This is a genomic window from Pseudomonas subflava (assembly GCF_023823685.1).
GTDB lineage: Bacteria > Pseudomonadota > Gammaproteobacteria > Pseudomonadales > Pseudomonadaceae > Aquipseudomonas > Aquipseudomonas subflava.
Genome location: NZ_JAMXBF010000009.1, coordinates 240,286 through 266,490, shown reverse-complemented (window position 1 = coordinate 266,490; position 26,205 = coordinate 240,286). Strand labels below are relative to the sequence as shown.

At 65.7% G+C, this 26,205-nt stretch carries 22 protein-coding genes and 5 tRNA genes; 10 read left to right on the top strand and 17 right to left on the bottom strand.

Annotated elements, in window-relative coordinates:
• Positions 1-3: 3 nt before the first annotated feature.
• The 4 genes from asd to leuC all read right to left on the bottom strand — a co-directional run bounded on the left by asd (position 4) and on the right by leuC (position 4,435).
• On the bottom strand, positions 4-1,116 hold the full coding sequence (gene asd, locus NF616_RS14750; protein WP_252274044.1) for an aspartate-semialdehyde dehydrogenase: 1,113 nt from the start codon (positions 1,114-1,116) through the stop codon (positions 4-6).
• Between the two features lie 57 nt (positions 1,117-1,173).
• Positions 1,174-2,256 (bottom strand): 3-isopropylmalate dehydrogenase, encoded by a 1,083-nt coding sequence (gene leuB / locus NF616_RS14745; RefSeq protein WP_252274043.1) that lies wholly within the window; start codon positions 2,254-2,256, stop codon positions 1,174-1,176.
• Positions 2,257-2,348: 92 nt separating this feature from the next.
• Entirely contained in the window at positions 2,349-2,996 is a 648-nt protein-coding gene (leuD, locus tag NF616_RS14740) for a 3-isopropylmalate dehydratase small subunit (protein WP_252274042.1), read from the bottom strand.
• A gap of 11 nt (positions 2,997-3,007) precedes the next feature.
• Positions 3,008-4,435, bottom strand: a complete 1,428-nt coding sequence (leuC, locus tag NF616_RS14735) for a 3-isopropylmalate dehydratase large subunit (protein WP_252274041.1) — start codon at positions 4,433-4,435, stop codon at positions 3,008-3,010.
• Between the two features lie 179 nt (positions 4,436-4,614).
• Here leuC and NF616_RS14730 point away from each other — a divergent pair, with 179 nt between their 5' ends.
• Together NF616_RS14730 and NF616_RS14725 are read left to right on the top strand one after the other, a co-directional pair.
• Complete coding sequence (locus NF616_RS14730) at positions 4,615-5,493, top strand: LysR family transcriptional regulator (protein WP_252274040.1); 879 nt, start codon at positions 4,615-4,617, stop codon at positions 5,491-5,493.
• Between the two features lie 114 nt (positions 5,494-5,607).
• On the top strand, positions 5,608-8,517 hold the full coding sequence (locus tag NF616_RS14725) for an EAL domain-containing protein (RefSeq protein WP_252274039.1): 2,910 nt from the start codon (positions 5,608-5,610) through the stop codon (positions 8,515-8,517).
• 52 nt (positions 8,518-8,569) lie between these two features.
• On the opposite strand, the gene NF616_RS14720 is transcribed toward NF616_RS14725, so the two are convergent.
• Entirely contained in the window at positions 8,570-9,019 is a 450-nt protein-coding gene (locus tag NF616_RS14720) for an Hsp20 family protein (protein ID WP_252274038.1), read from the bottom strand.
• Positions 9,020-9,130: 111 nt separating this feature from the next.
• Here NF616_RS14720 and NF616_RS14715 point away from each other — a divergent pair, with 111 nt between their 5' ends.
• A complete protein-coding gene (locus tag NF616_RS14715) occupies positions 9,131-9,877 on the top strand; it encodes an SDR family oxidoreductase (RefSeq protein ID WP_252274037.1) in 747 nt (248 codons plus the stop codon).
• A 10-nt stretch (positions 9,878-9,887) separates the two neighbouring features.
• On the opposite strand, the gene NF616_RS14710 is transcribed toward NF616_RS14715, so the two are convergent.
• The gene (locus NF616_RS14710) at positions 9,888-10,856 is read right to left on the bottom strand and encodes a tRNA dihydrouridine synthase (protein WP_252274036.1); all 969 of its coding nucleotides are present in this window, start codon (positions 10,854-10,856) and stop codon (positions 9,888-9,890) included.
• Positions 10,857-10,949: 93 nt separating this feature from the next.
• On the opposite strand from NF616_RS14710, the gene NF616_RS14705 reads away from it, so the two are divergent.
• The gene (locus NF616_RS14705) at positions 10,950-11,345 is read left to right on the top strand and encodes a hypothetical protein (RefSeq protein WP_252274035.1); all 396 of its coding nucleotides are present in this window, start codon (positions 10,950-10,952) and stop codon (positions 11,343-11,345) included.
• Here NF616_RS14705 and NF616_RS14700 read toward each other — a convergent pair.
• The 8 genes from NF616_RS14700 to NF616_RS14665 form a co-directional block, all read right to left on the bottom strand.
• The gene (locus NF616_RS14700; RefSeq protein WP_252274034.1) at positions 11,342-11,791 is read right to left on the bottom strand and encodes an acyl-CoA thioesterase; all 450 of its coding nucleotides are present in this window, start codon (positions 11,789-11,791) and stop codon (positions 11,342-11,344) included. The genes NF616_RS14705 and NF616_RS14700 overlap by 4 nt on opposite strands.
• Positions 11,788-12,438: a bifunctional 4-hydroxy-2-oxoglutarate aldolase/2-dehydro-3-deoxy-phosphogluconate aldolase gene (locus tag NF616_RS14695; protein ID WP_252274033.1), complete on the bottom strand. Its 651-nt coding sequence runs from the start codon at positions 12,436-12,438 to the stop codon at positions 11,788-11,790. Before NF616_RS14695 ends, NF616_RS14700 begins: the two co-directional genes overlap by 4 nt.
• Before the next feature lie 469 nt (positions 12,439-12,907).
• A tRNA-Glu gene (locus tag NF616_RS14690) sits at positions 12,908-12,983 on the bottom strand.
• A 49-nt stretch (positions 12,984-13,032) separates the two neighbouring features.
• Positions 13,033-13,108, bottom strand: a tRNA-Ala gene (locus NF616_RS14685).
• 43 nt (positions 13,109-13,151) lie between these two features.
• Positions 13,152-13,227 (bottom strand) — tRNA-Glu (locus NF616_RS14680).
• A gap of 47 nt (positions 13,228-13,274) precedes the next feature.
• A tRNA-Ala gene (locus tag NF616_RS14675) sits at positions 13,275-13,350 on the bottom strand.
• Positions 13,351-13,501: 151 nt separating this feature from the next.
• Positions 13,502-14,986 (bottom strand): glutamate--tRNA ligase, encoded by a 1,485-nt coding sequence (gene gltX, locus NF616_RS14670; RefSeq protein WP_252274032.1) that lies wholly within the window; start codon positions 14,984-14,986, stop codon positions 13,502-13,504.
• A gap of 26 nt (positions 14,987-15,012) precedes the next feature.
• Positions 15,013-15,927, bottom strand: a complete 915-nt coding sequence (locus NF616_RS14665; RefSeq protein WP_252274031.1) for a LysR family transcriptional regulator — start codon at positions 15,925-15,927, stop codon at positions 15,013-15,015.
• Between the two features lie 105 nt (positions 15,928-16,032).
• On the opposite strand from NF616_RS14665, the gene NF616_RS14660 reads away from it, so the two are divergent.
• The 3 genes from NF616_RS14660 (at position 16,033) to NF616_RS14650 (ending at position 19,605) form a co-directional block, all read left to right on the top strand.
• Positions 16,033-17,082 carry an HlyD family secretion protein gene (locus NF616_RS14660; RefSeq protein ID WP_252274030.1) on the top strand — a complete coding sequence of 350 codons (1,050 nt, stop codon included), beginning with the start codon at positions 16,033-16,035 and terminating at the stop codon, positions 17,080-17,082.
• Positions 17,072-18,622 carry an MDR family MFS transporter gene (locus tag NF616_RS14655; protein WP_286675061.1) on the top strand — a complete coding sequence of 517 codons (1,551 nt, stop codon included), beginning with the start codon at positions 17,072-17,074 and terminating at the stop codon, positions 18,620-18,622. The genes NF616_RS14660 and NF616_RS14655 overlap by 11 nt, the downstream gene beginning before the upstream one ends.
• Before the next feature lie 89 nt (positions 18,623-18,711).
• The gene (locus tag NF616_RS14650; protein ID WP_252274029.1) at positions 18,712-19,605 is read left to right on the top strand and encodes an EamA family transporter; all 894 of its coding nucleotides are present in this window, start codon (positions 18,712-18,714) and stop codon (positions 19,603-19,605) included.
• Positions 19,606-19,810: 205 nt separating this feature from the next.
• On the opposite strand, the gene uvrB is transcribed toward NF616_RS14650, so the two are convergent.
• Entirely contained in the window at positions 19,811-21,826 is a 2,016-nt protein-coding gene (gene uvrB / locus NF616_RS14645; protein ID WP_252274028.1) for an excinuclease ABC subunit UvrB, read from the bottom strand.
• 186 nt (positions 21,827-22,012) lie between these two features.
• On the opposite strand from uvrB, the gene NF616_RS14640 reads away from it, so the two are divergent.
• Together NF616_RS14640 and NF616_RS14635 are read left to right on the top strand one after the other, a co-directional pair.
• On the top strand, positions 22,013-23,209 hold the full coding sequence (locus NF616_RS14640; RefSeq protein ID WP_252274027.1) for an amino acid aminotransferase: 1,197 nt from the start codon (positions 22,013-22,015) through the stop codon (positions 23,207-23,209).
• A gap of 69 nt (positions 23,210-23,278) precedes the next feature.
• Positions 23,279-23,354 (top strand) — tRNA-Asn (locus tag NF616_RS14635).
• Between the two features lie 640 nt (positions 23,355-23,994).
• Here the strand turns inward: NF616_RS14635 and NF616_RS14630 are convergent.
• Both NF616_RS14630 and NF616_RS14625 read right to left on the bottom strand, forming a co-directional pair.
• Positions 23,995-24,354, bottom strand: a complete 360-nt coding sequence (locus NF616_RS14630; RefSeq protein WP_252274026.1) for a DUF5064 family protein — start codon at positions 24,352-24,354, stop codon at positions 23,995-23,997.
• Positions 24,355-24,421: 67 nt separating this feature from the next.
• Positions 24,422-24,739, bottom strand: a complete 318-nt coding sequence (locus tag NF616_RS14625; protein WP_252274025.1) for a DUF2288 domain-containing protein — start codon at positions 24,737-24,739, stop codon at positions 24,422-24,424.
• Positions 24,740-25,057: 318 nt separating this feature from the next.
• On the opposite strand from NF616_RS14625, the gene NF616_RS14620 reads away from it, so the two are divergent.
• Positions 25,058-26,179 carry a branched-chain amino acid ABC transporter substrate-binding protein gene (locus NF616_RS14620; protein WP_252274024.1) on the top strand — a complete coding sequence of 374 codons (1,122 nt, stop codon included), beginning with the start codon at positions 25,058-25,060 and terminating at the stop codon, positions 26,177-26,179.
• Positions 26,180-26,205 lie beyond the last annotated feature (26 nt).

The window sequence follows — 26,205 nt, the reverse complement described above, 5'->3', positions numbered from 1 at the left end:
CGATCAGCGCTCCAGCAGAATCCGCAGCATGCGGCGCAGCGGTTCGGCCGCGCCCCACAGCAGCTGGTCGCCGACAGTGAAGGCGCCGAGGTACTGGGTTCCCATGTTGAGTTTGCGCAGGCGACCGACCGGTACGCTCAGGGTGCCGGTGACGGCGGTCGGGCCGAGGTCGCGAATGCTCGCCTCGCGGGTGTTCGGCACCAGCTTGACCCAGGGATTGTGCTGGCTGATCAGGCCCTCGATGTCGGTCATCGGCACGTCCTTGTTCAGCTTGATGGTCAGCGCCTGGCTGTGGCAGCGCATGGCACCGATGCGTACACACAGGCCGTCCACGGGGATCGGGTTCTTGAAACGGCCAAGGATCTTGTTGGTTTCGGCCTGGCCCTTCCATTCTTCGCGGCTCTGTCCGTTCGGCAGCTCCTTGTCGATGTAGGGGATCAGACTGCCGGCCAGCGGCACGCCGAAGTTGTCGACCGGGAAGGCGTCACCGCGCATGGCCTCGGCGACCTTGCGGTCGATGTCGAGGATGGCGCTGGCCGGGTCGGCTAGCTCGTTGGCCACGGAGGCATTGATCGCGCCCATCTGCTTGATCAGCTCGCGCATGTTCTGCGCGCCGGCACCGGAGGCCGCCTGGTAGGTCATGGCGCTCATCCACTCGACCAGACCGGCCTCGTACAGGCCGCCCAGGGCCATCAGCATCAGGCTGACGGTGCAGTTGCCACCGATGTAGTTCTTGGTGCCGGCGTCCAGCGACTGGTCGATCACCCGGCGGTTGACCGGGTCCAGCACGATCACCGAATCATCGGCCATGCGCAGGCTGGAGGCCGCGTCGATCCAGTAGCCGTTCCAGCCGGCTTCACGCAGCTTGGGGAAGACTTCGCTGGTGTAGTCGCCGCCCTGGCAGGTCAGGATCACGTCGAGGGTCTTCAGCTCGTCGATGCTGTAGGCATCCTTCAGCGGGGCGACGTCCTTGCCAATCGCCGGGCCTTGGCCACCGACGTTGGAAGTGGTGAAGAACACCGGCTCGATCAGGTCGAAGTCACGCTCTTCCAGCATGCGCTGCATGAGCACGGAACCGACCATACCGCGCCAACCGATCAGACCTACACGTTTCATAACGACTTACACCTATATAAGCAGCCCGCCGGACGAATCCCGACGGGGCTGGAAAGATTACAGACTACGCAGCGCCTCGACTACCGCATCGCCCATGGCGGCGGTACCGACGCGGGTCTTGCCTTCCGACCAGATGTCGCCGGTGCGCAGGCCCTGGTCCAGCACCTTGCTCACGGCCAGCTCGATGGCATCGGCGGCGGCGGTCTGGCCGAAGCTGTAGCGCAGCATCATCGACACCGAGAGGATGGTCGCCAGCGGGTTGGCGATGCCCTGGCCGGCGATGTCCGGCGCGGAGCCGTGGCACGGTTCGTACATGCCCTTGTTGTTGGCATCCAGCGAAGCGGACGGCAGCATGCCGATGGAACCGGTGAGCATGGAAGCCTCATCCGACAGGATGTCGCCAAACATGTTGTCGGTGACCATCACGTCGAACTGCTTGGGCGCACGGACCAGCTGCATGGCGGCGTTGTCGACGTACATGTGGCTCAGCTCGACATCCGGGTAGTCCTTCGCCACTTCCTCGACCACGGCACGCCACAGCTGGCTGGAAGCCAGCACGTTGGCCTTGTCCACCGAGCACAGCTTCTTGTTGCGCACGCGGGCCATGTCGAAGCCGACCTTGGCGATGCGGCGGATTTCGCTCTCGCTGTACGGCAGTGTGTCGTAGGCCATGCGCTCGCCGTTCTCCAGCACCTTGCTCTCGCGCGGCTGGCCGAAGTAGATGCCACCGGTCAGCTCGCGAACGATGAGGATGTCCAGGCCCGCCACCACTTCCGGCTTGAGGCTGGAGGCCTCGGCCAGTTGCGGATAGAGGATGGCCGGGCGCAGGTTGCCGAACAGGCCCAGCTGCGAGCGGATCTTCAGCAGGCCGCGCTCCGGGCGGATAGCCGGGTCGATGGTGTCCCACTTCGGCCCGCCAACGGCGCCGAGCAGCACCGCATCGGCGGCGCGGGCGCGATCCTGGGTCTCGTCGGCCAGCGGCACGCCGTAGCGGTCGATGGCGGCGCCACCCAGGTCATCGAAGGAGAGCTCGAAGCCCAGCGCGTACTTATCGTTGGCCAGGTTCAGCACCTTGACCGCCTCGGCCATGATCTCCGGGCCGATGCCGTCGCCAGGGAGAACCAGAATCTGCTTGCTCATTGCATTCCTCATTTTCTGTAGGGTGGATAACGGCCGCAGGCCTTATCACCGAATCCGGTGGCGGAAAACGCTGCGCGGTTTTCCGCCCTACATCACTTGATCGCGCCGAACAACCAGGGGCTGCTCTGCCGGTAGGTGTTCTCGAAGGCCTTGATCGCCTCCTGGTCCTGCAGGGTCAGACCGATGTCGTCGAGGCCATTGAGCAGGCAGTGTTTGCGGAAGGCGTCGACCTCGAAGGCGTATTGCTTGCCATCCGGCCGGGTCACGGTCTGCGCGGCGAGGTCGACGGTCAGCTGATAACCCTCGGTGGCCTCGGCCTGCTGGAACAGTTCGTCTACTTCCTCGTCCTTCAGGATGATCGGCAGCAGGCCGTTCTTGAAGCTGTTGTTGAAGAAGATGTCGGCGAAGCTCGGCGCGATCACGGTGCGGAAGCCGTATTCGTCCAGCGCCCAGGGCGCGTGCTCGCGGGAGGAGCCGCAACCGAAGTTCTCGCGGGCCAGCAGCACGCTGGCGCCCTGGTAGCGCGGGAAGTTGAGGACGAAGTCCTGGTTCAGCGGACGCTTGGAGTTGTCCTGATTGGGCTGGCCCACGTCCAGATAACGCCACTCGTCGAACAGGTTGGGGCCGAAGCCGGTGCGCTTGATCGACTTGAGGAACTGCTTGGGAATGATCTGATCGGTGTCGACGTTGGCGCGATCGAGCGGGCAGACCAGGCCGGTGTGTTGGGTAAAGGCTTTCATCGTCTAGCTCCTCAGGCCTGCATCAATTCGCGTACGTCGATAAAGCGGCCGGTCACCGCGGCCGCGGCAGCCATGGCCGGGCTGACCAGGTGGGTACGGCCACCGGCGCCCTGGCGGCCCTCGAAGTTGCGGTTGGAGGTGGAGGCGCAATGCTCGCCGTTGCCCAGCTTGTCCGGGTTCATCGCCAGGCACATGGAGCAGCCCGGATCACGCCATTCGAAGCCGGCCTCGATGAAGATCTTGTCCAGGCCTTCCTGCTCGGCCTGCGCCTTGACCAGGCCGGAGCCCGGCACCACCAGCGCCTGCTTGACGGTCGCGGCGACCTTGCGGCCCTTGGCCACTTCGGCCGCGGCGCGCAGGTCCTCGATGCGCGAGTTGGTGCAGGAACCGATGAACACGCGATCCAGCTGGATGTCGGTGATCGCCTGGTTGGCGGTCAGGCCCATGTACTTCAGTGCACGGATGATCGAATCCTTCTTCACCGGATCGGCCTCGACGGCCGGGTCCGGCACGTTCTGGTCGACGGACAGGACCATCTCCGGCGAGGTGCCCCAGCTGACCTGGGGCTTGATGTCTTCGGCCTTGAGCTCGACCACGGTGTCGAACACCGCGTCCTCGTCGGACACCAGGCCGCGCCACTGGGCGACCGCCCTGTCCCAGTCGCCACCCTTGGGTGCGAACGGGCGGCCTTCGACGTAGGCGATGGTCTTCTCGTCCACCGCCACCAGGCCGACGCGGGCACCGGCTTCGATGGACATGTTGCAGATGGTCATACGGCCTTCCAGGGACAGGTCGCGGATCGCGCTGCCGGCGAACTCCAGGGCGTGGCCGTTGCCGCCGGCGGTGCCGATCTTGCCGATCACGGCGAGGACGATGTCCTTGGCGGTGACGCCGAACGGCAGCTTGCCCTCGACGCGCACCTGCATGTTCTTCATCTTCTTGGCCACCAGGCACTGGGTGGCGAGCACATGCTCGACCTCGGAGGTCCCGATGCCGTGGGCCAGCGCGCCGAAGGCGCCATGGGTGGAGGTGTGCGAGTCGCCGCAGACCACGGTCATGCCCGGCAGAGTCGCGCCCTGCTCTGGGCCGACCACGTGGACGATGCCCTGGCGCACGTCGTTCATCTTGAATTCGAGGATGCCGAAGTCGTCGCAGTTCTCGTCCAGGGTCTTCACCTGGATGCGCGAGACTTCATCGGCGATCGCCTCGAGGCCGCCCTGGCGTTCGGCACGGGTGGTCGGCACGTTGTGGTCCGGCGTGGCGATGTTGGCGTCGATGCGCCACGGCTTGCGGCCGGCCAGACGCAGGCCCTCGAAGGCCTGGGGCGAGGTCACCTCGTGGAGGATGTGACGGTCGATGTAGATCAGCGACGAGCCATCGTCGCGGCGCTTCACCTCGTGCATTTCCCAGAGCTTGTCGTAGAGCGTCTTGCCGGCCATCTGCTATGTCCTCGATCAGGTCATGTGCGTGCTGAGGGCTTATAACCCTTCTGCTGATGGGGCGATCCTAGGGATTCGGCTCGAATAACTCCAATTCATATTTTTTATTCCAAGCATTCCTGCCTGGAATGTGATGCACTAAAAAGAACAATCGCAATTTCTAGACGACTTGGATCACCATGGACCTGGCCAACCTCAACGCCTTCATCGCCATTGCCGAGGCCGGCAGTTTTTCCGAGGCCGCCGAGCGCCTGCACCTGACGCAACCGGCGGTGAGCAAGCGCATCGCCGGCCTCGAGCAGCAGCTCGACGTACGCCTGTTCGACCGTCTGGGCCGCGAGGTCAACCTCACCGAGGCCGGCCGTGCGCTGCTGCCACGGGCCTACCAGATCCTCAACGTGCTGGACGACACCCGTCGCGCGCTGACCAACCTCAATGGCGAGGTGTCCGGCCGCCTGACCCTCGCCACCAGCCACCATATCGGTCTGCACCGCCTGCCGCCCCTGCTCAGGGCCTTTACCCGCGCCTATCCGCAGGTGGCGCTGGATATCCAGTTCCTCGACTCGGAGGTGGCCTACGAGGAGATCCTCCACGGCCGCGCCGAGCTGGCGGTGATCACCCTGGCCCCGGAGACCCGCGAGCCAGTGCACGCCGTGCCGGTGTGGGACGACCCGCTGGACTTCGTCGCCGCCCCCGAGCATCCGCTGGCGCGCAACGGCGCCGTGACCCTGGCCGACGTGGCGCAACATCCGGCGGTGTTTCCCGGTGGCAACACCTTCACCCATCACATCGTCAACAACCTGTTCGCCGCCCAGGGCCTGACGCCCAACATCGGCATGAGCACCAATTACCTGGAAACGATCAAGATGATGGTCTCCATCGGCCTCGCCTGGAGCGTGCTGCCGCGCACCATGCTCGATGACCAGGTGGTGCGCCTGCCGCTGCCGGGCATCCAGCTGCAGCGCCGGCTCGGCTACATCCTGCACAAGGAACGAACCCTGTCCAACGCGGCCAAAGCCTTCATGGCCCTGCTCGATCAGCAACGTCGCTTGCCTTGAGGCGGGATCAGCGGCTAACGTGACGGCATAACGATAAGAAAGACGTTCGCACGCCTCTAATACGCTCCTTCCGCCCAGGCGGCCTGTCGTGTCGAACGCCGGACGAGAAACGCGATGTCCAAACCTCCTAAGCAACCGCCCTTCCCCTACATCCCAGCCCTGGACCCCGCCGAGTTCGAGAAGACCTGGCAGGACGCTCCGCGCCTGCTCGCCGCGCTGAACGGCGCGCATCTGGGCGCCTGGTACTGGGACATCGAGAGCGGCAAGGTCAACTGGTCGCGCGGTGCCCAGGCCCTGTTCGGCCTGGACCCGAAGCACCCGCTGGAGCAGCAGGTCGACTACATCGAGCTGATCCCCGAAGAAGACCGCGCCATGGTCCAAGACGTGTTCCGCCGCATGCTGGCGGGCACCGCCGTCGCCGACGCCCTGCGCCATCGCATCCGCTGGCCCGACGGCAGCCTGCACTGGCTGGAGATCAGCGGCCGCCCGCAGCGCGACGCCCAGGGCCGCCGGCAGGTGTTCGGCGTGATCCGCGAGATCACCGAGCAGCAGGAGCAGGAACAGGCGCTGCGCGACAGCCAGGAGCGCCTGACCCTGGCGCTGGCTTCCGCCAACCTCGGCACCTGGGACTGGCACATCCCCAGCAACATGCTCTACGGCTCCGAACGCGCCGCCAGCCTCCACGGACTACCCGCCGAGCCTTACCACGGCGCATTCATCGACTTCTTCCAGCACGTGCCGGAGGAAGATCGCAACGTCATGCGCCGGGCCTACCGGGACGCGATAGAGGGCGTGCAACGGCAGTATCAGGTGACCTATCGCTCCCGCCTGGACAGCGGCGAAATGCGTTATCTGGAGAGCACCGCCAAGCTCTACCGCGACAAGCAGGGCGCCCCGCTGCGCATGGCCGGCATCCTCATGGACATCACCGAGCGGGTGCAGCGCGAACAGCGCCTGGCCGCCTCGGAAGAAAAATTCGTCACCTTGTTCCAGGCCAGCCCGGACCCGATCTGCGTCACCCGCATCCGCGACGGCGTGTTCATCGAGGTCAACCCGAGCTTCTGCCAGACCTTCGGCTGGCAGCCGGCGGAAATCGTCGGGCGCAGCGCGCCGGAACTGGGCTTCTGGGTCGACGGCCGCCAGCGCGAGCTGCTGTTCGCCAAACTCAGCCGCGACCAGGGGCTGAGCAACGAGGAAGCACGCTTCCGCACCCAGCAAGGCCGTGAACTGGCCTGCGTGATTTCCAGCCGCTTCATCCGCGTCGGCCGCCAGCTGTGCATCACCACCACCTTTCGTGACATCACCGAACGCCAGGCCGCCGAAGCCGCGCTCAAGGCCAGCCAGGAGAAGTTCGCCAAGGCCTTCCACTCCAGCCCGGACGCCATCACCATCACCGAGCGCGACACCGGCCGCTACATCGAGGTCAACGAGGGCTTCTGCCGCCTGACCGGTTACCGCCCCGACGAAGTCATTGGCCGCAGTTCCAAGGAACTCGACGTCTGGGCCTACCCGGAAGAACGCACGCGCATGGTCGAGCTGATCCTCAGCGAAGGCCGTGCCTACCACCTCGAGATGCACGGCAAGCACCGCGACGGCAGCATCCGCCTGGTCGAGGTCTCGGTGGAGCCGATCGAGCTCAACGACACGCCCTGCCTGCTGCTCAACGCCCGCGATATCAGCGAGCTGAAGGAAGCCCAGGCCCAGGTACGCCACCTCGCGTACCACGACCCGCTGACCAACCTGCCCAACCGCGCGCTGCTGATGGATCGCCTGACCCAGCAGATCGCCCTGCTCAAGCGCCATGCCCTGCACGGCGCGCTGCTGTTCCTCGACCTCGACCACTTCAAGCACATCAACGACTCGCTCGGCCACCCGGTCGGCGACGCGGTGCTGAAGCTGGTCACCGCGCGCCTGGAGGCCAGCGTCCGCCTGGAGGACACCGTGGCGCGGCTGGGCGGCGACGAATTCGTGGTGTTGCTCTCCGGCCTCGGCGGCAGCCGCACCGAGGTCAACCGCCAGGTGCGCCAGGTGGCGGAAAAACTGCGCCGCCTGCTGGCCGAGCCGATGCTGCTGGACGGCCATCGCCTGCAGGTGACACCGAGCATCGGCATCGCCCTGGTGCCGGACCACGGCGACAACCCGACCGACCTGCTCAAGCGTGCCGACATCGCCCTGTACCGGGCCAAGGACTCGGGGCGCAACACCATCCAGATCTTCCGCCAGGCCATGCAGGACGCCGCCAGCGAGCGCCTGCGCCTGGAGAACGACCTGCGCATGGCCCTCGCGCGCGGCGAGTTCGAGCTGTATTTCCAGCCCCAGGTCGACGCTCGCGACGGCAGCGTGATCGGCAGCGAGGCCCTGCTGCGCTGGCGCCATCCCACGCTCGGGCCACAATCGCCGGCGCAGTTCATCCAGGTACTGGAAGAGAGCGGCCTGATCCTCGAAGTCGGTGCCTGGGTGCTCAGCGAGGCCTGCCACGCCGGCTCGCGCCTGCTGCAGGAGGGCCTGGTCCGGCGCGACGCCTTCCAGCTGTGCGTCAACATCAGCCCGCGACAGTTCCGCCAGAGCGACTTCGTCGAGCGGGTGGAGCGCTGCGTCGAGCAGAGCCGGCTGCCGGCCAGCATGCTCAAGCTGGAAATCACCGAAGGCATCGTCATCCAGAACCTGGACGACACCATCGCCAAGATGCACCGCCTGAAGAAGCTCGGCCTGAGCTTCGCCATGGATGACTTCGGCACCGGCTACAGCTCGCTGACCTACCTCAAGCGCCTGCCGGTGGACGTGCTGAAGATCGACCAGTCGTTCGTCCGCGACGCCACCACCGACCCCAACGACGCCGAGATCATTCGCGCCATCGTCGCCATGGCGCGCAGCCTCAACCTGCAGATGATCGCCGAGGGCGTCGAGCAGCCGGAGCAGCTGGACTTCCTCCTGCAGCAGGGCTGCCACCAGTACCAGGGTTACCTGTTCAGCAAGCCACTGCCGCTGTCGGAATTCCACGACCTGTTGCTGGCCAACCGCTGAAAGAAGAAGGGCGCCCGCAGGCGCCCTTCTCTCTCTACCTCACTGCTGCCGATCAGCCTTCCAGCGCCGGCTTCTCGCCGCCGATGGGGATGCGCTTGGGCTTGGCCTCTTCCGGCACGATGCGCACCAGGTCGATGTTCAGCAGACCATGGGCCAGGTTGGCGGCCTTGACCTCGATATGGTCGGCCAGGCGCAACGACAGCTTGAAGCCGCGCTGGGCGATGCCCTGGTGCAGGTAGGTGACGCTTTCGCCCGCACGCTCGCGCTTCCCACCGCTGACGGTGAGCACGCCGCGCTCGACCTGCAGCTCGAGGTCTTCTTCACGGAAACCGGCGGCCGCGACTACGATGCGGTATTGATCGTCGCCATGCTTCTCGACGTTATAGGGCGGGTAGGAACTGCCGCTCTCGCTGCTGCGCAGCGCCGACTCGAACAGATCGTTGAAACGGTCGAAACCGACGGACTGGCGGAACAGGGGGGCCAGGGAAAGTACGTTGCTCATGGTGCATCTCCTGAATAATCAGCAAGTGTTTCATCGCGGGACCCGACTTCGGCATCCCGCACGACCATAGATGGGAACGACCAATCGGATTTCAAGGGGCGGAATTTTGCGATGAACAGAGTGATGCTGATCACCGGTGCCAGCCGCGGCATCGGCGCCGCCACCGCGCGCCTCGCGGCGCGCCAGGGTTATGACCTGCTGCTGAGCTACCGCCAGCAGGCCGCGACCGCCGAGGCGCTGGTCGCCGAGATCGTCGCCGCCGGCGGCAACGCCCACGCGGTACAGGCGGACGTCGACAGCGAGGCGGACGTGCTGCGCCTGTTCGCCGAGCTGGACGCACGCTACGGCCGCCTCGACGCGCTGGTGAACAATGCCGGCATGCTGGAGAGGCAGATGCGCCTGGAGCAGATGGATGTGGCGCGCTGGCAGCGGGTGCTGAACACCAACGTGATCGGTACCTTCCTCTGCTGCCGAGAGGCGATCGGGCGCATGTCCAGCCGCCGCGGCGGCCATGGCGGCGCCATCGTCAACGTCTCGTCCATGGCCGCGCGTCTAGGCTCGCCGGGCGAATACATCGACTACGCGGCCGCCAAGGGCGCGGTGGACAGCCTGACCCTCGGCCTGGCCCGCGAAGTCGCCGGCGACGGCATCCGCGTCAATGCCATACGCCCCGGGCTGATCGATACCGACATCCACGCGGCCGGCGGCGAGCCGGGGCGCATCGAGCGGCTCAAAGGCAGCGTGCCGTTGCAGCGTGGTGGCACGCCCGACGAAGTGGCCGAGGCGATTCTGTGGCTGGCCTCGGAGCAGTCGTCCTACTGCACCGGCACCTTCATCGATGTCAGCGGCGGACGCTGATGACGCCCCATCAGGCCGTTTCGGCCAGGGTCGCCTCGGGCGCACCGAGCAGCAGGTCGATGCGCTGACAGTCGTTCTCCCGGCGCAGCTCGGCGAACAGCGCGACGGCCTCGGGATAGCTGCGGGTGAGCATCGCTAGCCACTGCTTGAGCCGCCCGGGGGCGTAGCGCGGCGCCAGCTTGCGCCGGGCCTGCAGCCAGAAGTCCTGGAGCAGCGGCAGCAGCTCGCCCCAGCTCATCGGCGCGATCTCCCGACCGGCGCGTGCGGCGGCGATCTGTCGGGCCAGGTCCGGGCGCGAGACCAGGCCGCGGCCGAGCATGATGTCCTCGGCGCCGCTGACTTCGCGGCAGCGGCGCCAGTCATCGACCGTCCAGATTTCGCCATTGGCGTATACCGGCACCCTAACGACTTCCTGCACCCGCGCCACCCACTCCCAGTGGGCTGGCGGCTTGTAGCCGTCGACCTTGGTGCGGGCGTGCACCACCAGCTGGGCAGCGCCGCCCTCGGCCAGGGCGCGAGCGCAGTCCAGCGCGCCGTCCGGGCTGTCGAAGCCCAGGCGCATCTTGGCAGTCACCGGAATCTGCGCCGGCACGGCGCGGCGCACCTCGCGGACGATGGCATGCAGCAGCTCCGGCTCCTTGAGCAGCACGGCGCCGCCGCGCGACTTGTTCACCGTCTTGGCCGGGCAGCCGAAATTGAGGTCGATCACCGGTGCGCCCAACGCGCAGGCAAAGGCAGCGTTGTCCGCCAGGCAAGCCGGGTCGGAACCGAGCAGCTGCACACGCATCGGCGTGCCGGCGCGGGTGCGCGCGCCATCGCCCAGCTCGGGGGCGAGCTTGCGGTAGGCGGCCTCGGGCAACAGGCGGTCGCTGACGCGGATGAACTCGGTGACGCACCAGTCGATGCCGCCGACACGGGTCAGCACATCGCGCAGGATCTCGTCGACCAGCCCCTCCATGGGGGCCAGGGCGATTTGCATGAGAAGGTCCGGAAAAACGGGGCGCACAGTTTAAGCCGACACTCGCGCCGCGCAAGGTGGTCCACACTACAAGCAGCCGAACGGGAGATCGCCATGCCACGCCACTCGCTACTCGCCCTCTGCCTGATGAGCGCCCTCGCTCAGGCCGCCGATACACTGCCGCCGGGCGTGCACGTGCAGCCACCGGAGCCGGTACCGGGCGAGCCGGGACGGTTGATCTTCAGCCGCGACAACAACGCGCCGAATGCCTGTGACGTGGAGCTCTATGTGAACCGCGAGGTGGCGGCGACCCTCGGCCCCGGCGGGCGCGTCGCGCTGGACCTGCCCAGCGGGGAGCTGAGCCTGGCGGTGGCGATTTCCTCGGCGGGCTATTGCGGCGGCCGCGGCCCGGGGCCGTCACAGTCGGTGCTGCTCGGCCCGGGCGAGACGCGGCAATTCGCGATCATGGTCGAGCCGGGCCAGGTGTTCCTCGCCCCACTGCTCGACTAGAGCTCCAGCGGATAGGGCTCGAGAACCGCCTGGCCGTAGCCCTCGATGAATTCCGACGGCATGCGCTTGGGCTTGCCGGTGGACAGCTCGATGCAGACGAAGGTGGTACGCGCACGCAGCAGCGTGCAGGCGTCAGAGGCGCGCCACAGCTGGAAATGACGCGTCATTTTCAGCTTGTGATCGGATTCGACGATCCAGGTGGCCATCTGCAGCTCTTCGCCTTCGTAGGCGCTGGCCAGGTAGTCGATCTCGTGGCGCACCACCGCCATGGCTCGATCCAGGCGACGGTATTCGCTCAGGTCCAGACCCAGGTGCTGCGAGTGGCGCCAGGCGCAGCGCTCCAGCCAGCTGACATACACGGCGTTGTTGGCGTGGCCCAGGCCGTCGATGTCGTCGGTGCTGACGACCAGATCGATGACGAAGGGGCTCGGCAGGTCCCAGCTCACTGCTTGACCTCCACGCTGGCCGCCAGGTCGCAGGCCTCGCTGGCCAGCTGGGTGATCTGGTCCCAGGCGCGGGCGCGGATCAGGTTGTCCGGCGCGATCCAGGTGCCGCCGACGCAGGCCACGTTCGGCAGGCGCAGGAAGCTCAGCAGGTTGTCCACCGTGATGCCACCGGTGGGGCAGAAGCGGATGCCGGTGAAGGGGCCCTTGAAGCTCTTCAGCATCTTCACGCTGGCGGCGCCGTTGGCGGGGAACAGTTTGAGCGAGCGGTAGCCGTATTCCAGGGCCAGCAGCACCTCGGAGGGCGTCATCACTGCCGGCAGGTAGGGCAAGCCAGAGTCGTCGGCGGCCAGCGCCAGGCGCTCGGTGCAACCGGGGCTCACGGCGAACTGGGCGCCGGCATCGCGGGCCTCCTGGAACTGCTCGGCATGGATCACCGTGCCCGCACCCACCAGCAACTCCGGCAGAGCCTTGCGGATGGCCGCCAGGGCGTCGAGCGCGCGCGGCGTGCGCAGCGTCACCTCGAGCACGTTGATGCCGCCGGCGTGCAGTGCACGCGCCATGTCAACCGCCAGTTCGCTGTCTTCGATCACCAGCACCGGCAGCACCGGACGTGCCCGTTGCAGCACCGCTTCCATCGTCAGGCTCATGTCATTCTCCCCTCATCGAGTTTCCGGCCGAACGGCATCGCCTGCTGTGACGGCGCCGGTTCGGACCGAAGCACAACTCCGGCCCAAGAACATGGGGAGGGAGTGTAACGCCTTAGAGCGGCCCACAGCGGTTTGCGTTCCGGGCGTAATCAGGACGCCAGAGCCGTTTCGCTGACCTCTCGATGCGCTCTCGGCGTTCGAATCGAGGCTGCCGAACAGACCGAGCAATTCTCGGAAGGCTTCCAGCATCAATGCCTTCTCGAAGTTGCGTGGAAAACGCGGACGATATTGCCGGCAGCACCCTTTGCCTCGTCGGCGCTGGGCGCCGGCGGATTGCGGCGTTCTTCGCGCTCATGACGCCCAATCAGGCGAAGCGCGCGACCGTATATCGCGGGAAATCAAATGCCGGAAAAACAAAAGGGCCATTCCGAAGAATGACCCTTGAAGTCCGCAAAACGCGGAAAGAAAGTGGCGTCCCCTAGGGGACTCGAACCCCTGTTACCGCCGTGAAAGGGCGGTGTCCTAGGCCACTAGACGAAGGGGACAGAACCTTCGAAGAACAAGGCCAGCACTAGGCTGGCCCTGTCAGTGATTTGGTGGAGCTAGACGGGATCGAACCGTCGACCTCTTGCATGCCATGCAAGCGCTCTCCCAGCTGAGCTATAGCCCCGGATTTTGCGTCTCTCGACGTGCAGTGCGGGCACTGCGAAAAGTGGCGTCCCCTAGGGGACTCGAACCCCTGTTACCGCCGTGAAAGGGCGGTGTCCTAGGCCACTAGACGAAGGGGACGAAACCTTCATTCACTCGAACGCGCTGGAATTCGTTCGGTGGCAATTTGGTGGAGCTAGACGGGATCGAACCGTCGACCTCTTGCATGCCATGCAAGCGCTCTCCCAGCTGAGCTATAGCCCCGTCGCTTGGACGGGGCGCATATTAGGGGCGGGGTATTTGCCTGTCAACACAATTTTTCGCCGGGGCCTAAAAAATTCTGGAGGCAGAACAACCACTTACCCGAGCGCCGGCCATCTCTCTGGCACAGGGCGATGACCGGCGACTCCCCTCCTCAGCCGCGAAAACTCTCCAGCAGCTTCTTCCATTCCTTGGTTTCGCCGTTGGTCACGCCGCCGAGCAGTTCGACGGCCTGACGCAGGCGGAAGCGCGACAGATCGGCGCCGAGAATCTCCATGGCATCCAGCACCGAGACCGAGCTGGCCTTGCCGGTGATGGCCGGGAAGATCAGTGGCATCAGGTCGCGCAGCTTGAGGCCTAGGCCCTCGCAGACGAACTGGATGCAGCCGGTGATCTTCTCCTTGTCCCACTGGCGCAGCGCCTCCAACTCCCAGAGCACCAGCTGCAGCGCCTGGCGCACCTGGTCCGGGGTCAGCTTCTTGTGCGCCAGCAGTGCGGGATCGAGTTGCACGCCGCCGCTGAAGAAGAAGCTGCCCAGCGGCGCGATGTCACTGAAGGTCTCGACGCGCTGCTGCACGTGCGGTGCGATCTGCATCAGGTACCGGGAGTTGAAGGCCCAGTCCTGTACGCGCCTGGCGAACTGCTCCACCGGCAGCTCGCGCAGCCACTGACCGTTGAGCCAGGAGAGCTTCTCGATGTCGAAGATCGGCCCGCCGAGCGAGACGCGCGACAGGTCGAAGTGCTCGATCATTTCGTCCAGGGAGAACTTCTCGCGCTCGTCCGGCATCGACCAGCCCATGCGGCCCAGGTAGTTGAGCAGCGCCTCGGGCATGAAACCCATGCGCTCGTAGAAGGTGATGCAGGTCGGGTTCTTGCGCTTGGACAGCTTGGACTTGTCCGGATTGCGCAGCAGCGGCATGTAGCAGAGCTTGGGCTGTTCCCAGCCGAAGTACTCGTACAGCTTGATCAGCTTCGGTGCCGACGGCAGCCACTCCTCGCCGCGCAGGACATGGGTGATCTCCATCAGGTGATCGTCCACCACGTTGGCCAGGAAATAGGTGGGCAGGCCGTCGGCCTTCATCAGCACCTGCATGTCCATGCGATCCCATGGGATCTCCACGTCGCCACGCAGCATGTCCGGCACCACGCAGACGCCCTCGCTCGGCACCTTCATGCGCACCACGTGGGATTCGCCGGCGTCGATGCGCTGTTGCGCCTCTTCCGGGGCGATATGGATGCAATGGCCGTCGTAGCGCGGAGTTTCCTTCTTCGCCATCTGCTCGGCGCGCACCTGGTCCAGGCGTTCGGCGGAGCAGAAGCAGGGGAAGGCGTGGCCCTTGGCGACCAGCTCGTCCGAGTACTTCTTGTAGATCGCGCCGCGCTCGCTCTGCCGATACGGGCCGTGCGGGCCGCCGACATCCGGGCCCTCGTTCCACTCGATGCCCAGCCAGCGCAGGGCGTCGAAGATCTGCTGCTCGGACTCGCGAGTCGAGCGCAGCTGGTCGGTGTCCTCGATGCGCAGGATGAACTCGCCGCCGTGCTGGCGGGCGAAGCACAGGTTGAACAGGGCGATGTAGGCAGTGCCGACGTGCGGATCGCCGGTGGGCGACGGCGCAATACGGGTGCGGACTTTGGTCATGACAAGTCTCGGAAACGGGGAGTGATTCAGGGGCGCGATGTTAGCAGGCCGGCCGCCACCGGCTCCAGCAGGCTGGCCTGCGGCAGACTGGCCATGAGGAAGTCGAGGAACGCCTTGACCTTCATGGCCTGGAAGCGCCGCGACGGATAGACGGCATAGAGCTCGCCGATCGGCAGCCGCGCATCCGGCAGCAACTGCACCAGACGGCCACTGTTCAGCGCCTCCTCGGCGATCATCACCGGTAGGCCGCAGATGCCCGCCCCGGCCAGCGCCGCCTCGCGCGCCAGGGTGATGTTGTTGCACGACAGCACCCGCAGACACGGCACCTGCTCGCCCACCAGCGGCCAGTAGCGTGGCGAATCCTGCTGCAGCAGCAGAGCGCGGTGACCGGCCAGCGCCTGCACGGTTTCCGGCAGACCATGGCGAGCCAGATACTCGGGGCTGGCGTAGAGACGCCGCGGGCTCTCGAACAGCTTGCGGGCGATCAGTGTGGAGTCGCGCGGCTGGCCGACGTGGATGGCGATGTCCACGCCCTCCTCCAGCGGATCCACCTCGCGCGAAGTCAGCTCCACTTCGGCGCTGATCTGCGGGTACTGCAGCATGAAGCGGCCGAGCACGCCGCCGAGGAACAGCTGGCCGAACTCGATGGGCGCGGCGATCCGCAGCAGCCCGGCGGGCTCCTGCTGCAGCTGCATCACCGCCTGCTCGGCCTCGGCGAAGTCGAGCATGATCTGCCGGCAGCGCTCGTAATATGCCTGGCCGACTTCGGTCAGACGCAGCTTGCGTGTGGTGCGATTGAGCAGGCGCACACCGAGGCGTTCTTCGAGCAGCGCGATGCGCCGGCTCACCGTGGACTTCTGCATGCCCATGCTGTGCGCGGCCTGGGTAAAGCTGTGGCACTCCACCACGCGGGTGAAGATCAAGGCGTCATCGAGCCCCACGATTGTTCCTCGAAAGCAACAAAGTTTGCGAATTGTACTGGCTACAGCCTTGGCGGCAACACTGTTAGATTTGCTTACATTTCCTGCCTGCCGTCCGAGCCCTCCATGCCCGCCCAGTTGCAACGTCGCCTGACCCTTTTCATTGCTCTCCTCGTCGTCGTCGGACTAGGGCTGTTCGGCCACTGGCTGCTGGTCGGGCGCTTCCACGAGAGCACCGACAACGCCTACGTGCAGGCCGAGATCACCCGGGTTTCCAGTCAACTGGGCGCGCGCATCGAGCAAGTACTGGTGGTCGACAATCAGCACGTGGAGAAGGGCCAACTGCTGCTGACCCTGGAAGCCGCCGACTTCGAGCTGGCCCTGGAGCGCGCCCGCGCCGCCCTCGCCACCCGCGAGGCGGAGCTGGCCCAGGCGCAGAGCCGGCTGGACCAGCAGGCCAGCCTGATCGCCGCCAGCCAGGCGGATGTCGCCGCCGGCCAGGCCACGCTCAGCCGCGCGCAGATCGACCTGTCCCGCGCCCAGACCCTGCGTAAGCCGGGCTACGTTTCCGAGGAGCGGGTCACCACGCTGGCGGCCGACAGCCGCGTGGCCCGCTCGCAACTGTCCAAGGCCGAGGCCGATCTCTCCGCCCAACGCCAGCGGGTGGACGCGCTACAGGCCGACATCAAGCGCCTGCAGGCGCAGATCACCAACGCCCGGGCGGACATCGCCCAGGCCGAGCTGAACCTGACGCGCACCGAAATCCACGCACCGATCAGCGGCACCATCGGCCAGCGCTCCGCGCGTTCGGGCCAGGTGGTACAGGCCGGCGCCTACCTGCTGTCGATCGTGCCGAGCGACGCCATCTGGGTGCAGGCCAACTTCAAGGAGACCCAGATTGGCCAGATGCAGGTGGGCCAGCACGCCGAGCTGACCTTCGACGCCTACCCCGACACGCCCATCGAGGGCCGCATCGACAGCTTGTTCGCCGCCTCGGGCGCGCAGTTCAGCCTGCTGCCGCCGGACAACGCCACCGGCAACTTCACCAAGGTGGTGCAGCGCATCCCGGTGAAGCTCACCTTCGCCGCCGACAACCCGCTGCAGGGCAAGATTCGCCCCGGCATGTCGGTGGAAGTGAACGTGGATATCGGCAGCGACAAACACCATGGCGGCTGACGCGCTGCTGCGCCCGGTCGGAGAACCGAGCCGGCGCGACTGGATCGCGGTGATGAGCGCCATGCTCGGCGCCTTCATGGCCGTGCTGGACATCCAGATCACCAACTCCTCGCTCAAGGACATCCAGGGCGCGCTGTCGGCCACCCTGGAGGAAGGCTCGTGGATCTCCACCTCCTACCTGGTGGCGGAGATCATCATGATCCCGCTCACCGCCTGGCTGGTTCAGCTGCTCTCGGCGCGGCGCCTGGCCGTGTGGGTATCCATCGGTTTCCTGCTCTCCTCCCTGCTCTGCTCCATGGCCTGGAATCTGGAGAGCATGATCCTGTTCCGCGCACTGCAGGGCTTCACCGGCGGCGCGCTGATCCCGCTCGCGTTCACCCTGACCCTGATCAAGCTGCCGGAGCATCACCGCGCCAAGGGCATGGCGCTGTTCGCCATCACCGCCACCTTCGCCCCGTCCATCGGCCCGACCCTGGGCGGCTGGCTCACCGAGAACTGGGGCTGGGAATACATCTTCTATATCAACGTGCCGCCGGGCCTGTTGATGATCGCCGGCCTGATGTACGGGCTGGACAAGAAGCCGCCGCACTGGGAACTGCTGAAGAGCACCGACTACGCCGGCATCGTCACCCTGGGCATGGGCCTGGGCTGCCTGCAGGTTTTTCTCGAGGAAGGCCATCGCAAGGATTGGCTGGAATCCAGCCTGATCGTCGGCCTGGGCAGCGTGGCGGTGGTCAGCCTGATCCTCTTCGTGATCCTTCAGTTCTCGCGGGACAACCCGCTGATCAACCTGCGCATCCTGCGCGAGCGCAACTTCGGCCTGACCAGCATCTCCAGCCTGGGCATGGGTCTGGGGCTATACGGCTCGATATACCTCTTGCCGCTGTATCTGGCGCAGATCCAGGGCTACAACGCCCTGCAGATCGGTGAGGTGATCATGTGGATGGGGCTGCCGCAGCTGTTCCTCATCCCGCTGGTGCCCAAGCTGATGAAGGTGGTGCCGCCCAAGGTGCTGTGCGCGCTGGGCTTTGCCCTGTTCGGCGCCTCCAGCTTCTTCTCCGGGCAGCTCAACCCGGACTTCGCCGGGGAGCAGTTCAACCATATCCAGATCATCCGCGCCCTCGGCCAGCCGATGATCATGGTGACCATTTCGCTGATCGCCACCGCCTATATCCAGCCACAGGACGCCGGCTCGGCGTCGAGCCTGTTCAACATCCTGCGCAACCTGGGCGGCGCCATCGGCATCGCCCTGCTGGCCACTCTGCTGGATAGCCGCGCCAAGGAATACTTCGACTACCTGCGCGAGGCCCTGGTACCGGGCAACCCTCAGGTGGACGAGCGCTTGGCGCTGCTCGCCGAGCAGCTCGGCAGCCAGCAGGCGGCCCTGGGCAAGCTCAGCGAGATCACCCATCAGCAGGCGCTGATCATGGCCTACAACGATGCCTTCCATTTTGTCGGCCTGGCGCTGGCCATCAGCATGATCGCGGTGCTGCTGACCCGCGCCCTGCCGGCGGGCGCGACCGGAGGCGCGGCGCACTAGCCACGGACGCAACGATCCGGCGCGGCGTCCTGGATCGTTTGCTCGTACACTTCGCGCCCCTCAGTCCGCCTCGCCTGCTCAGGTTTTCCATGTCCGCCTCGCGCTATCGCTCGCTCCTCCTGGCCGGTGCCTTTCTGGTCATCTATCTCGGCTGGGGCACCACCTACCTGGCCAACCACTTTCTGCTGCGCGAGCTGCCGCCGTTCGTCATCGGCACCCTGCGTTTCTGCCTGGCCGGCGTGCTGGCGTTGCTCTGGGTGGCGGCACGTGGCGGATTGAAGGTACAGCGCAGCGACTGGGGCGCCGCGCTGATCGGCGGCCTGCTGCTGATCGCGGTCGGCCAGGGCGCGCTGATCTACGCCAACCAGCACCTGCCCACGGGCATGCTGGCGATGCTCTACACCACCCTGCCGCTGTGGAGCGTGGCGCTGGAATGGTTGCTGGACGAACGGCCGCCGCTGTGGGTGCTGCTCGGCCTGGCCATCGCCATCGGCGGCATCGTGCTGCTAATGGGGGATGGCCTGGGCAACGAAGCCGGGCTGGCGCAGTGGTTCTCCGGCGCTCTGGTGCTGTCGGCCACCCTGCTCTGGGCCCTCGGCGCCTGGTGGTTGCGCCAGCGCCCGCCGCTACGCTCGCCGGCGACCGGGCTGGGCCTGCAGATGCTGGTCGGCGCGCTGGTGCTGGCCGCGCTCGGCCTCTGGCATGGCGACTGGCAGGTGCTGCGGCTGAGCGACTTGAGTGGCACCGGCTGGCTGTGGCTGCTCTATCTGGTGCTGCCGGTCAGCCTGGGCGTGTACCCCGCCTACTTCTGGCTGCTGCGCGAGGTGCGTCCGAGCCTTGTGTCGACCTTCGCCTTCGTCAACCCGGTGGTGGCGCTGCTGCTGGGCTACCTGATCCTCGACGAACGCCTGACCCTGTCCGCCGGCCTGGCCTGCCTCGCCATCCTGGCCGGCGTGTCGATGATCATCTTCGGTCGGCGCTGACGCCCTGCTTTCTTGTGGGGCAGCTGGGCGGCACCGCGATGCTCTTATGGGGTCCCTATCGCGACCAAGGGGCGCTCCCACAGAAAGCGCGCCCTCACAACCAAGCCGCATCCCAGCCACGTAGCCCGGATGCAATCCGGGAACGGAGCCGCCAATCTACCCGGATTGCATCCGGGCTACGGTCCTTGCCTCCCACAATCATGACTCAGACCTGCAGCAGCCGGTCGCGCAACTTCTGGATCTCGTCGCGCATCTGCGCGGCGGCCTCGAACTCCAGGTCGCGGGCCAGCTGGAACATCTTCTCCTCGAGCTGGCGGATGCGCTTGGTGATCTCGCTCGGCGAACGCAGGTCGGCCTCGTAGCGGGCGTTTTCCTCCGCCGCCTTCGCCGCGGCCTTGCGCTTGTTGCTGCGCGCGCCGGGCACTACCGCGCCTTCGAGAATGTCCTTGATGTCCTTGACCACACCCTTGGGGACGATGCCATTGGCCTCGTTGAAGGCCATCTGTTTCTCGCGGCGACGCTCGGTCTCGTCGATCGCCCGCTGCATCGAGCCGGTCATGTTGTCGGCGTAGAGAATCGCCCGGCCGTGCAGGTTGCGCGCGGCTCGGCCGATGGTCTGGATCAGCGAGCGCTCGCTGCGCAGGAAGCCCTCCTTGTCCGCGTCGAGGATCGCCACCAGCGACACCTCCGGCATGTCCAGGCCCTCGCGCAGCAGGTTGATGCCCACCAGCACATCGAAGGCGCCGGTGCGCAGGTCGCGGATGATCTCCACCCGCTCCACCGTGTCGATGTCCGAGTGCAGGTAGCGCACCTTGACATCGTGGTCGGCCAGGTAGTCGGTGAGGTCCTCGGCCATGCGCTTGGTCAGGGTGGTGACCAGCACGCGCTGCTCGACCGCTACGCGTTTGCGGATCTCCGAGAGCAGGTCGTCGACCTGGGTGCGCGCCGGGCGCACTTCCACTTCCGGGTCGACCAGACCGGTGGGGCGCACCACCTGCTCGATCACCCGCCCGGCATGCTCGGCCTCGTAGGGCCCTGGGGTGGCGGAGACGAAAATGGTCTGCGGACTGGCCGCCTCCCATTCCTCGAAGCGCATCGGCCGGTTGTCCAGCGCCGAGGGCAGGCGGAAGCCGTACTCCACCAGCGTTTCCTTGCGCGAACGGTCGCCCTTGAACATGGCGCCGATCTGCGGAACGGTGACGTGGGACTCGTCGATCACCAGCAGGGCGTGGTCCGGCAGGTAGTCGTACAGGGTGGGTGGCGGCTGCCCCGGCGCGCGGCCGGAGAGGTAGCGCGAGTAGTTTTCGATGCCGTTGCAGTAGCCCAGCTCGAGGATCATCTCCAGGTCGAAGCGGGTACGCTGTTCCAGGCGCTGGGCCTCGACCAGCTTGTTCTGGCCGCGCAGGTAGTCCAAGCGCTCCTTGAGCTCCGCCTTGATGTGCTCCACCGCGTCGAGCAAGGTCTCGCGCGGCGTGACGTAGTGGCTCTTGGGATAGAAGGTGAAGCGCGGCAGCTTCTTGATCACCTCGCCGGTCAGTGGATCGAAGGCCGAAAGGCTCTCGACTTCATCGTCGAACAGCTCGACGCGGATCGCCTCCAGGTCCGATTCGGCCGGGAAGATGTCGATCACGTCGCCGCGCACGCGGAAGGTGGCGCGGGCGAAGTCCATGTCGTTGCGGGTGTACTGCAGATCGGCCAGGCGGCGCAGCAGCGCGCGCTGGTCCATCTTGTCGCCGCGGTCCAGGTGCATGACCATCTTCAGGTATTCGTCCGGGCTGCCCAGACCGTAGATGGAGGATACGGTGGCGACGACGATGGCATCCGGCCGCTCGATCAGCGCCTTGGTCGCCGACAGGCGCATCTGCTCGATGTGGTCGTTGATCGAGGAGTCCTTCTCGATGAAGGTGTCGGAAGACGGCACGTAGGCTTCCGGCTGGTAATAGTCGTAGTAGGAGACGAAGTACTCGACGGCATTGTTCGGGAAGAAGCTCTTGAACTCGCCATAGAGCTGGGCGGCCAGGGTCTTGTTCGGCGCCAGCACCAAGGTCGGGCGCTGCACCTGGGAGATCACATTGGCGACGCTGAAGGTCTTGCCCGAGCCTGTCACGCCCAGCAGGGTCTGGTGTGACAGACCGGCCTCGAGGCCCTCGACCATCTGGCGAATGGCCTCCGGCTGGTCGCCGGCGGGCTGGAAGCGGGTGACGAGCTGAAACTCCGACATGATCCATCCTCGCAATGCCGCTGTGACGCGGCGCAAGCGCCGGCGTCATAGCTTCTGAATGCGCGCTGACGCTGTCGCCGCGCGCAGGCTGGGCCGCTATAATACCGGCCCGTCTATGCAACCCCTAGCGCGATTGCGCCCGGGCGTTGCCGGTTCCCACCTTCTCTTCTCGAGACCGCCGCAATCATGAGTCTGTTCTCCGCCATCGAAATGGCGCCGCGCGACCCCATCCTGGGCCTGAACGAAGCCTTCAACGCCGATACCCGCAGCACCAAGGTCAACCTGGGTGTGGGCGTGTACTACAACGAGGAAGGCCGAATTCCGCTGCTGCGCGCCGTTGCCGAGGCCGAGAAGGCGCGTATCGAAGCTCACGCCCCGCGCGGTTACCTGCCGATCGAAGGCATCGCCGCCTACGACAGCGCCGTGCAGAAGCTGCTGTTCGGCGCGGACTCCGCCCTGCTGGCCGAAGGCCGCGTGGTCACCACCCAGGCCGTCGGTGGCACCGGCGCCCTGAAGACCGGCGCCGATTTCCTCAAGCGCCTGCTGCCCAATGCCGTCGTCGCCATCAGCGACCCGAGCTGGGAAAACCACCGCGCGCTGTTCGAATCCGCCGGCTTCCCGGTGCAGAACTACCGTTATTACGACGCCGACACCCACGGCGTGAACCGCGCCGGTCTGCTGGAAGACCTCAAGGCCCTGCCGGCGCGCTCCATCGTCGTGCTGCACGCCTGCTGCCATAACCCGACCGGCGTCGACCTCTCTCTGGATGACTGGAAAGCGGTACTGGAAGTTCTGCGCGAGCGCGAGCACGTACCGTTCCTCGACATCGCCTACCAGGGCTTCGGCGAGGGCATCGACCAGGACGCCTTCGCCGTGCGCCTGTTCGCCGACGCCGGTCTGCCATTCTTCGTTTCCAGTTCGTTCTCCAAGTCCTTCTCGCTGTATGGCGAGCGGGTCGGCGCGCTGTCCGTCGTCACCGCCAGCAAGGACGAGGCCAGCCGCGTGCTATCGCAGGCCAAGCGGGTGATTCGCACCAACTATTCGAATCCGCCGACCCACGGCGCCACCGTGGTCGCCAGCGTGCTCAACAGCCCCGAACTGCGCGCGCTCTGGGAGCAGGAACTGGGCGAGATGCGCGAGCGCATCCGCGACATGCGCCTGGCCATGGTCGAGCAGCTGGCGGCACTGGGCGCCAAGCGGGACTTCGGCTTCGTCGCCCGCCAGCGCGGCATGTTCTCCTATTCCGGCCTGACCACCGAACAGGTGGAACGCCTGAAGACCGAGTTCGGCATCTACGCCGTCGGCACCGGCCGCATCTGCGTCGCCGCACTGAACCGCAACAACCTGGACGCCGTCACCCGCGCCATCGCCCAGGTGCTCTGAGACGAATCGGGAAGTCGGCCCTACGGGTGTTGACTTCCCCTTTTTAATCAGTAGGATACGCACCGCTGTTCCGCGATAGCTCAGTCGGTAGAGCAAATGACTGTTAATCATTGGGTCCCTGGTTCGAGTCCAGGTCGCGGAGCCACATTCGAAAGCCTCAGGTGAAAACCTGGGGCTTTTTTATTGCCTGCACTGGACCCTCACCAGGGACTGCGTCCCCGGTTATTCGGCCTGCGGCCTCACCCCTTCGGGGCCGCCGCTGACGCGCGTTCGGCTGGCGCCGTCGAGTCCAGGTCGCGGAGCCACATTCGAAAGCCTCAGGTGAAAACCTGAGGCTTTTTTGTTGCCTGTCGGACTCGCGCCAGGGACTGCGTCCCCGGTTATTCGGCCTGCGGCCTCACCCCTTCGGGGCCGCCGCTGACGCGCGTTCGGCTGGCGCCGTCGAGTCCAGGTCGCGGAGCCACATTCGAAAGCCTCAGGTGAAAACCTGCGGCTTTTTTGTTGCCTGTCGGACTCGCGCCGGGGACAGCGTCCCCGGTTATTCGGCCTGCGGCCTCACCCCTTCGGGGCCGCCGCTGGCGCCGTCGAGCCCAGGTCGCGGAGCCAAATTCGACAGGCTCAGGTGAAAACCTGAGGCTATTTTGTTGCCTGCCGGACTCGCGCCAGGGACTACGTCCCCGGTTATTCGGCCTACGGCAAGAAAGTCCGCCTGGCACGCGCGGCGCACCCTGCGAACAGCCAATAAAAAAGCCCCGCCTTGGCGGGGCTTGGTCGGGGGCGATGGCTCAGAGCCCATCCTTCTCCAGATGCTCGAAGTTCACCGTCTCGCCGGGCTTGGCTCCCAGCTTGTCGCGGATGTCCTCGAACATCCTGTCGAACTCGCTATGCCCGCGCATGATCAGCGAGTGGTTGGTCGGCAGGCCATGTTTGGCGGCCACGCGCGTGGCCACGCTGGCGAAGTTGAAGGCGGTATCACGGTGCAGCTCGAACTCGTCCTTGAAGGCCTTGCCGGCGATCTGCCCTTCCATGCGGAAGTGCAGCATCTGCCCCTCCTTCGGGTCGCTGCGCACCTGGTAATAGAGGTCTACGGAAAACTCGGTCTGGCCCGGCAGGCTGGCACGGTGCAGATGGCCCGGTTCGAACATGGCGGCTCTCCTTGCAGGTCTGGAAAGGTGATTCTAGACCAGCGTTTCGCTCTATCGCAGACCTCGATCAGTGCAGCGATGCACCAGCGCTGCGCTCCTGGATGAGTACCCAGGGTGACACCACCACCGCCCACAGATCCGGGTCGCGCTGCAGGTAGTCCTGCGCGCGCGCCTCGTCGACCTTGGCGACCTGGCCGGCCTGCAGCCAGGCCGCGACCTTGGCACCGGCATCCTCGGCCACGGCCTGCGCGACCTCCACCAGATCCAGCGCCTCGCCCACCCACAGCAACTGGCCGCGGGCGAAGAACGGTTGCAGCTCCTGCCAGCCAATCTGCGCGGTTTCGCCGAGGAGCTTGGCATAGAGAGTGCTTGCTTGTTCTGTCATGACTTGCCCTGGGTAGAAAGCACACGTGCGGAGGGGCGCCATGATAGCGCCCGTCTCTGCCCAGGCAAGTTCGCCACCTCGCATCAACTGGCAGAAGGACCTTTCAGTCACCAAAACAAGCGCCGTTATTCTGTACGTTTATTTCAATCAAGCGACACCACCCCGCTCCGCTTCCCACTGTGCGCTTTTCAAGCCGCAAACCAGAGTTCTACACTGTGCCGGTACAGTTGCCGGGGGTGTGGCCGGGGTGGTTACCGGTCCTGCAGCTTCGGCCGCATGGATTACAAGAACGAACAACACATATAAGAGTGGAGCACTATGAAACAGGCTACCAAGCAAGTGACCAAGCTGTTCGCCGCCATGGCCCTGGCGGGCGCCGCCAGCTATTCGATGGCTGCCGACACCATCAAGATCGCCCTGGCCGGCCCGGTGACCGGTGCCGTTGCCCAGTACGGCGAGATGCAGTTCATCGGTGCCGAAATGGCCATCGAGCAGATCAACAAGGCCGGCGGGGTGAACGGCGCGATGCTCGAAGGCGTCAAGTACGACGATGCCTGTGATCCCAAGCAGGCCGTTGCCGTAGCCAACAAGATCGTCAACGACGAAGTGAAATACGTCGTTGGCCACCTGTGCTCCAGCTCCACTCAGCCGGCGTCCGACATCTACGAAGACGAAGGCATCATGATGATTACCGCGGCTTCCACCAGCCCGGACATCACCTCCCGCGGCTACCAGCTGGTGTTCCGCACCATCGGCCTGGACAGCCTGCAGGGCCCGACCGCCGGCAACTTCATTGCCGACCACGTCAAGCCGAAGACCGTTGCCGTCGTTCACGACAAGCAGCAGTACGGTGAAGGCATCGCCACCGCGGTCAAGCAGACCCTGGAAGGCAAAGGCACCAAGGTCGCCGTGTTCGAAGGCATCAACGCCGGCGACAAGGACTTCTCCTCGCTGATCTCCAAGCTCAAGCAAGCCAACGTCGACTTCGTCTACTACGGCGGCTACCACCCGGAACTGGGCCTGCTGCTGCGCCAGGCGGCCGAGAAAGGCCTGAACGCCAAGTTCATGGGTCCGGAAGGCGTGGGTAACAAAGAGATCTCCGCCATCGCCGGCCCGGCCTCCGAGGGCCTGCTGGTCACCCTGCCGAAGTCCTTCGACCAGGATCCGAAGAACCAGGCTCTGGTTGAAGCCTTCAAGGCCAAGAACCAGGACCCGAGCGGCCCGTTCGTGTTCCCGGCCTACGCTGCAGTGCAGGTTATGGCTGAAGGCATGAAGAAAGCCGGCAGCACCGATACCGACAAAGTCGCCGAAGCGCTGCGCGCCAACACCTTCGAGACTCCGACCGGCACCCTGGGCTTCGACGAGAAGGGTGACCTGAAGGACTTCAGCTTCGTTGTCTACGAGTGGCACCAGGACGGTACCAAAACCGAAGCCAAGTAAGCTTCCCGCCTGAACCCAAAGCCCAC

Coding starts and splice junctions, on each gene's coding strand:
- NF616_RS14715 (WP_252274037.1), top strand. CDS start 9,131: ATGAACAGAGTGATGCTGATCACCGGTGCCAGCCGCGGCATCGGCGCC.
- NF616_RS14695 (WP_252274033.1), bottom strand. CDS start 12,438: ATGAGCCTGACGATGGAAGCGGTGCTGCAACGGGCACGTCCGGTGCTG.
- NF616_RS14650 (WP_252274029.1), top strand. CDS start 18,712: ATGTCCGCCTCGCGCTATCGCTCGCTCCTCCTGGCCGGTGCCTTTCTG.
- asd (WP_252274044.1), bottom strand. CDS start 1,116: ATGAAACGTGTAGGTCTGATCGGTTGGCGCGGTATGGTCGGTTCCGTG.
- NF616_RS14630 (WP_252274026.1), bottom strand. CDS start 24,354: ATGTTCGAACCGGGCCATCTGCACCGTGCCAGCCTGCCGGGCCAGACC.
- NF616_RS14720 (WP_252274038.1), bottom strand. CDS start 9,019: ATGAGCAACGTACTTTCCCTGGCCCCCCTGTTCCGCCAGTCCGTCGGT.
- leuC (WP_252274041.1), bottom strand. CDS start 4,435: ATGGCCGGCAAGACGCTCTACGACAAGCTCTGGGAAATGCACGAGGTG.
- NF616_RS14710 (WP_252274036.1), bottom strand. CDS start 10,856: ATGCAAATCGCCCTGGCCCCCATGGAGGGGCTGGTCGACGAGATCCTG.
- NF616_RS14655 (WP_286675061.1), top strand. CDS start 17,072: ATGGCGGCTGACGCGCTGCTGCGCCCGGTCGGAGAACCGAGCCGGCGC.
- NF616_RS14705 (WP_252274035.1), top strand. CDS start 10,950: ATGCCACGCCACTCGCTACTCGCCCTCTGCCTGATGAGCGCCCTCGCT.
- uvrB (WP_252274028.1), bottom strand. CDS start 21,826: ATGTCGGAGTTTCAGCTCGTCACCCGCTTCCAGCCCGCCGGCGACCAG.
- gltX (WP_252274032.1), bottom strand. CDS start 14,986: ATGACCAAAGTCCGCACCCGTATTGCGCCGTCGCCCACCGGCGATCCG.
- NF616_RS14725 (WP_252274039.1), top strand. CDS start 5,608: ATGTCCAAACCTCCTAAGCAACCGCCCTTCCCCTACATCCCAGCCCTG.
- NF616_RS14660 (WP_252274030.1), top strand. CDS start 16,033: ATGCCCGCCCAGTTGCAACGTCGCCTGACCCTTTTCATTGCTCTCCTC.
- leuD (WP_252274042.1), bottom strand. CDS start 2,996: ATGAAAGCCTTTACCCAACACACCGGCCTGGTCTGCCCGCTCGATCGC.
- NF616_RS14625 (WP_252274025.1), bottom strand. CDS start 24,739: ATGACAGAACAAGCAAGCACTCTCTATGCCAAGCTCCTCGGCGAAACC.
- leuB (WP_252274043.1), bottom strand. CDS start 2,256: ATGAGCAAGCAGATTCTGGTTCTCCCTGGCGACGGCATCGGCCCGGAG.
- NF616_RS14640 (WP_252274027.1), top strand. CDS start 22,013: ATGAGTCTGTTCTCCGCCATCGAAATGGCGCCGCGCGACCCCATCCTG.
- NF616_RS14620 (WP_252274024.1), top strand. CDS start 25,058: ATGAAACAGGCTACCAAGCAAGTGACCAAGCTGTTCGCCGCCATGGCC.
- NF616_RS14730 (WP_252274040.1), top strand. CDS start 4,615: ATGGACCTGGCCAACCTCAACGCCTTCATCGCCATTGCCGAGGCCGGC.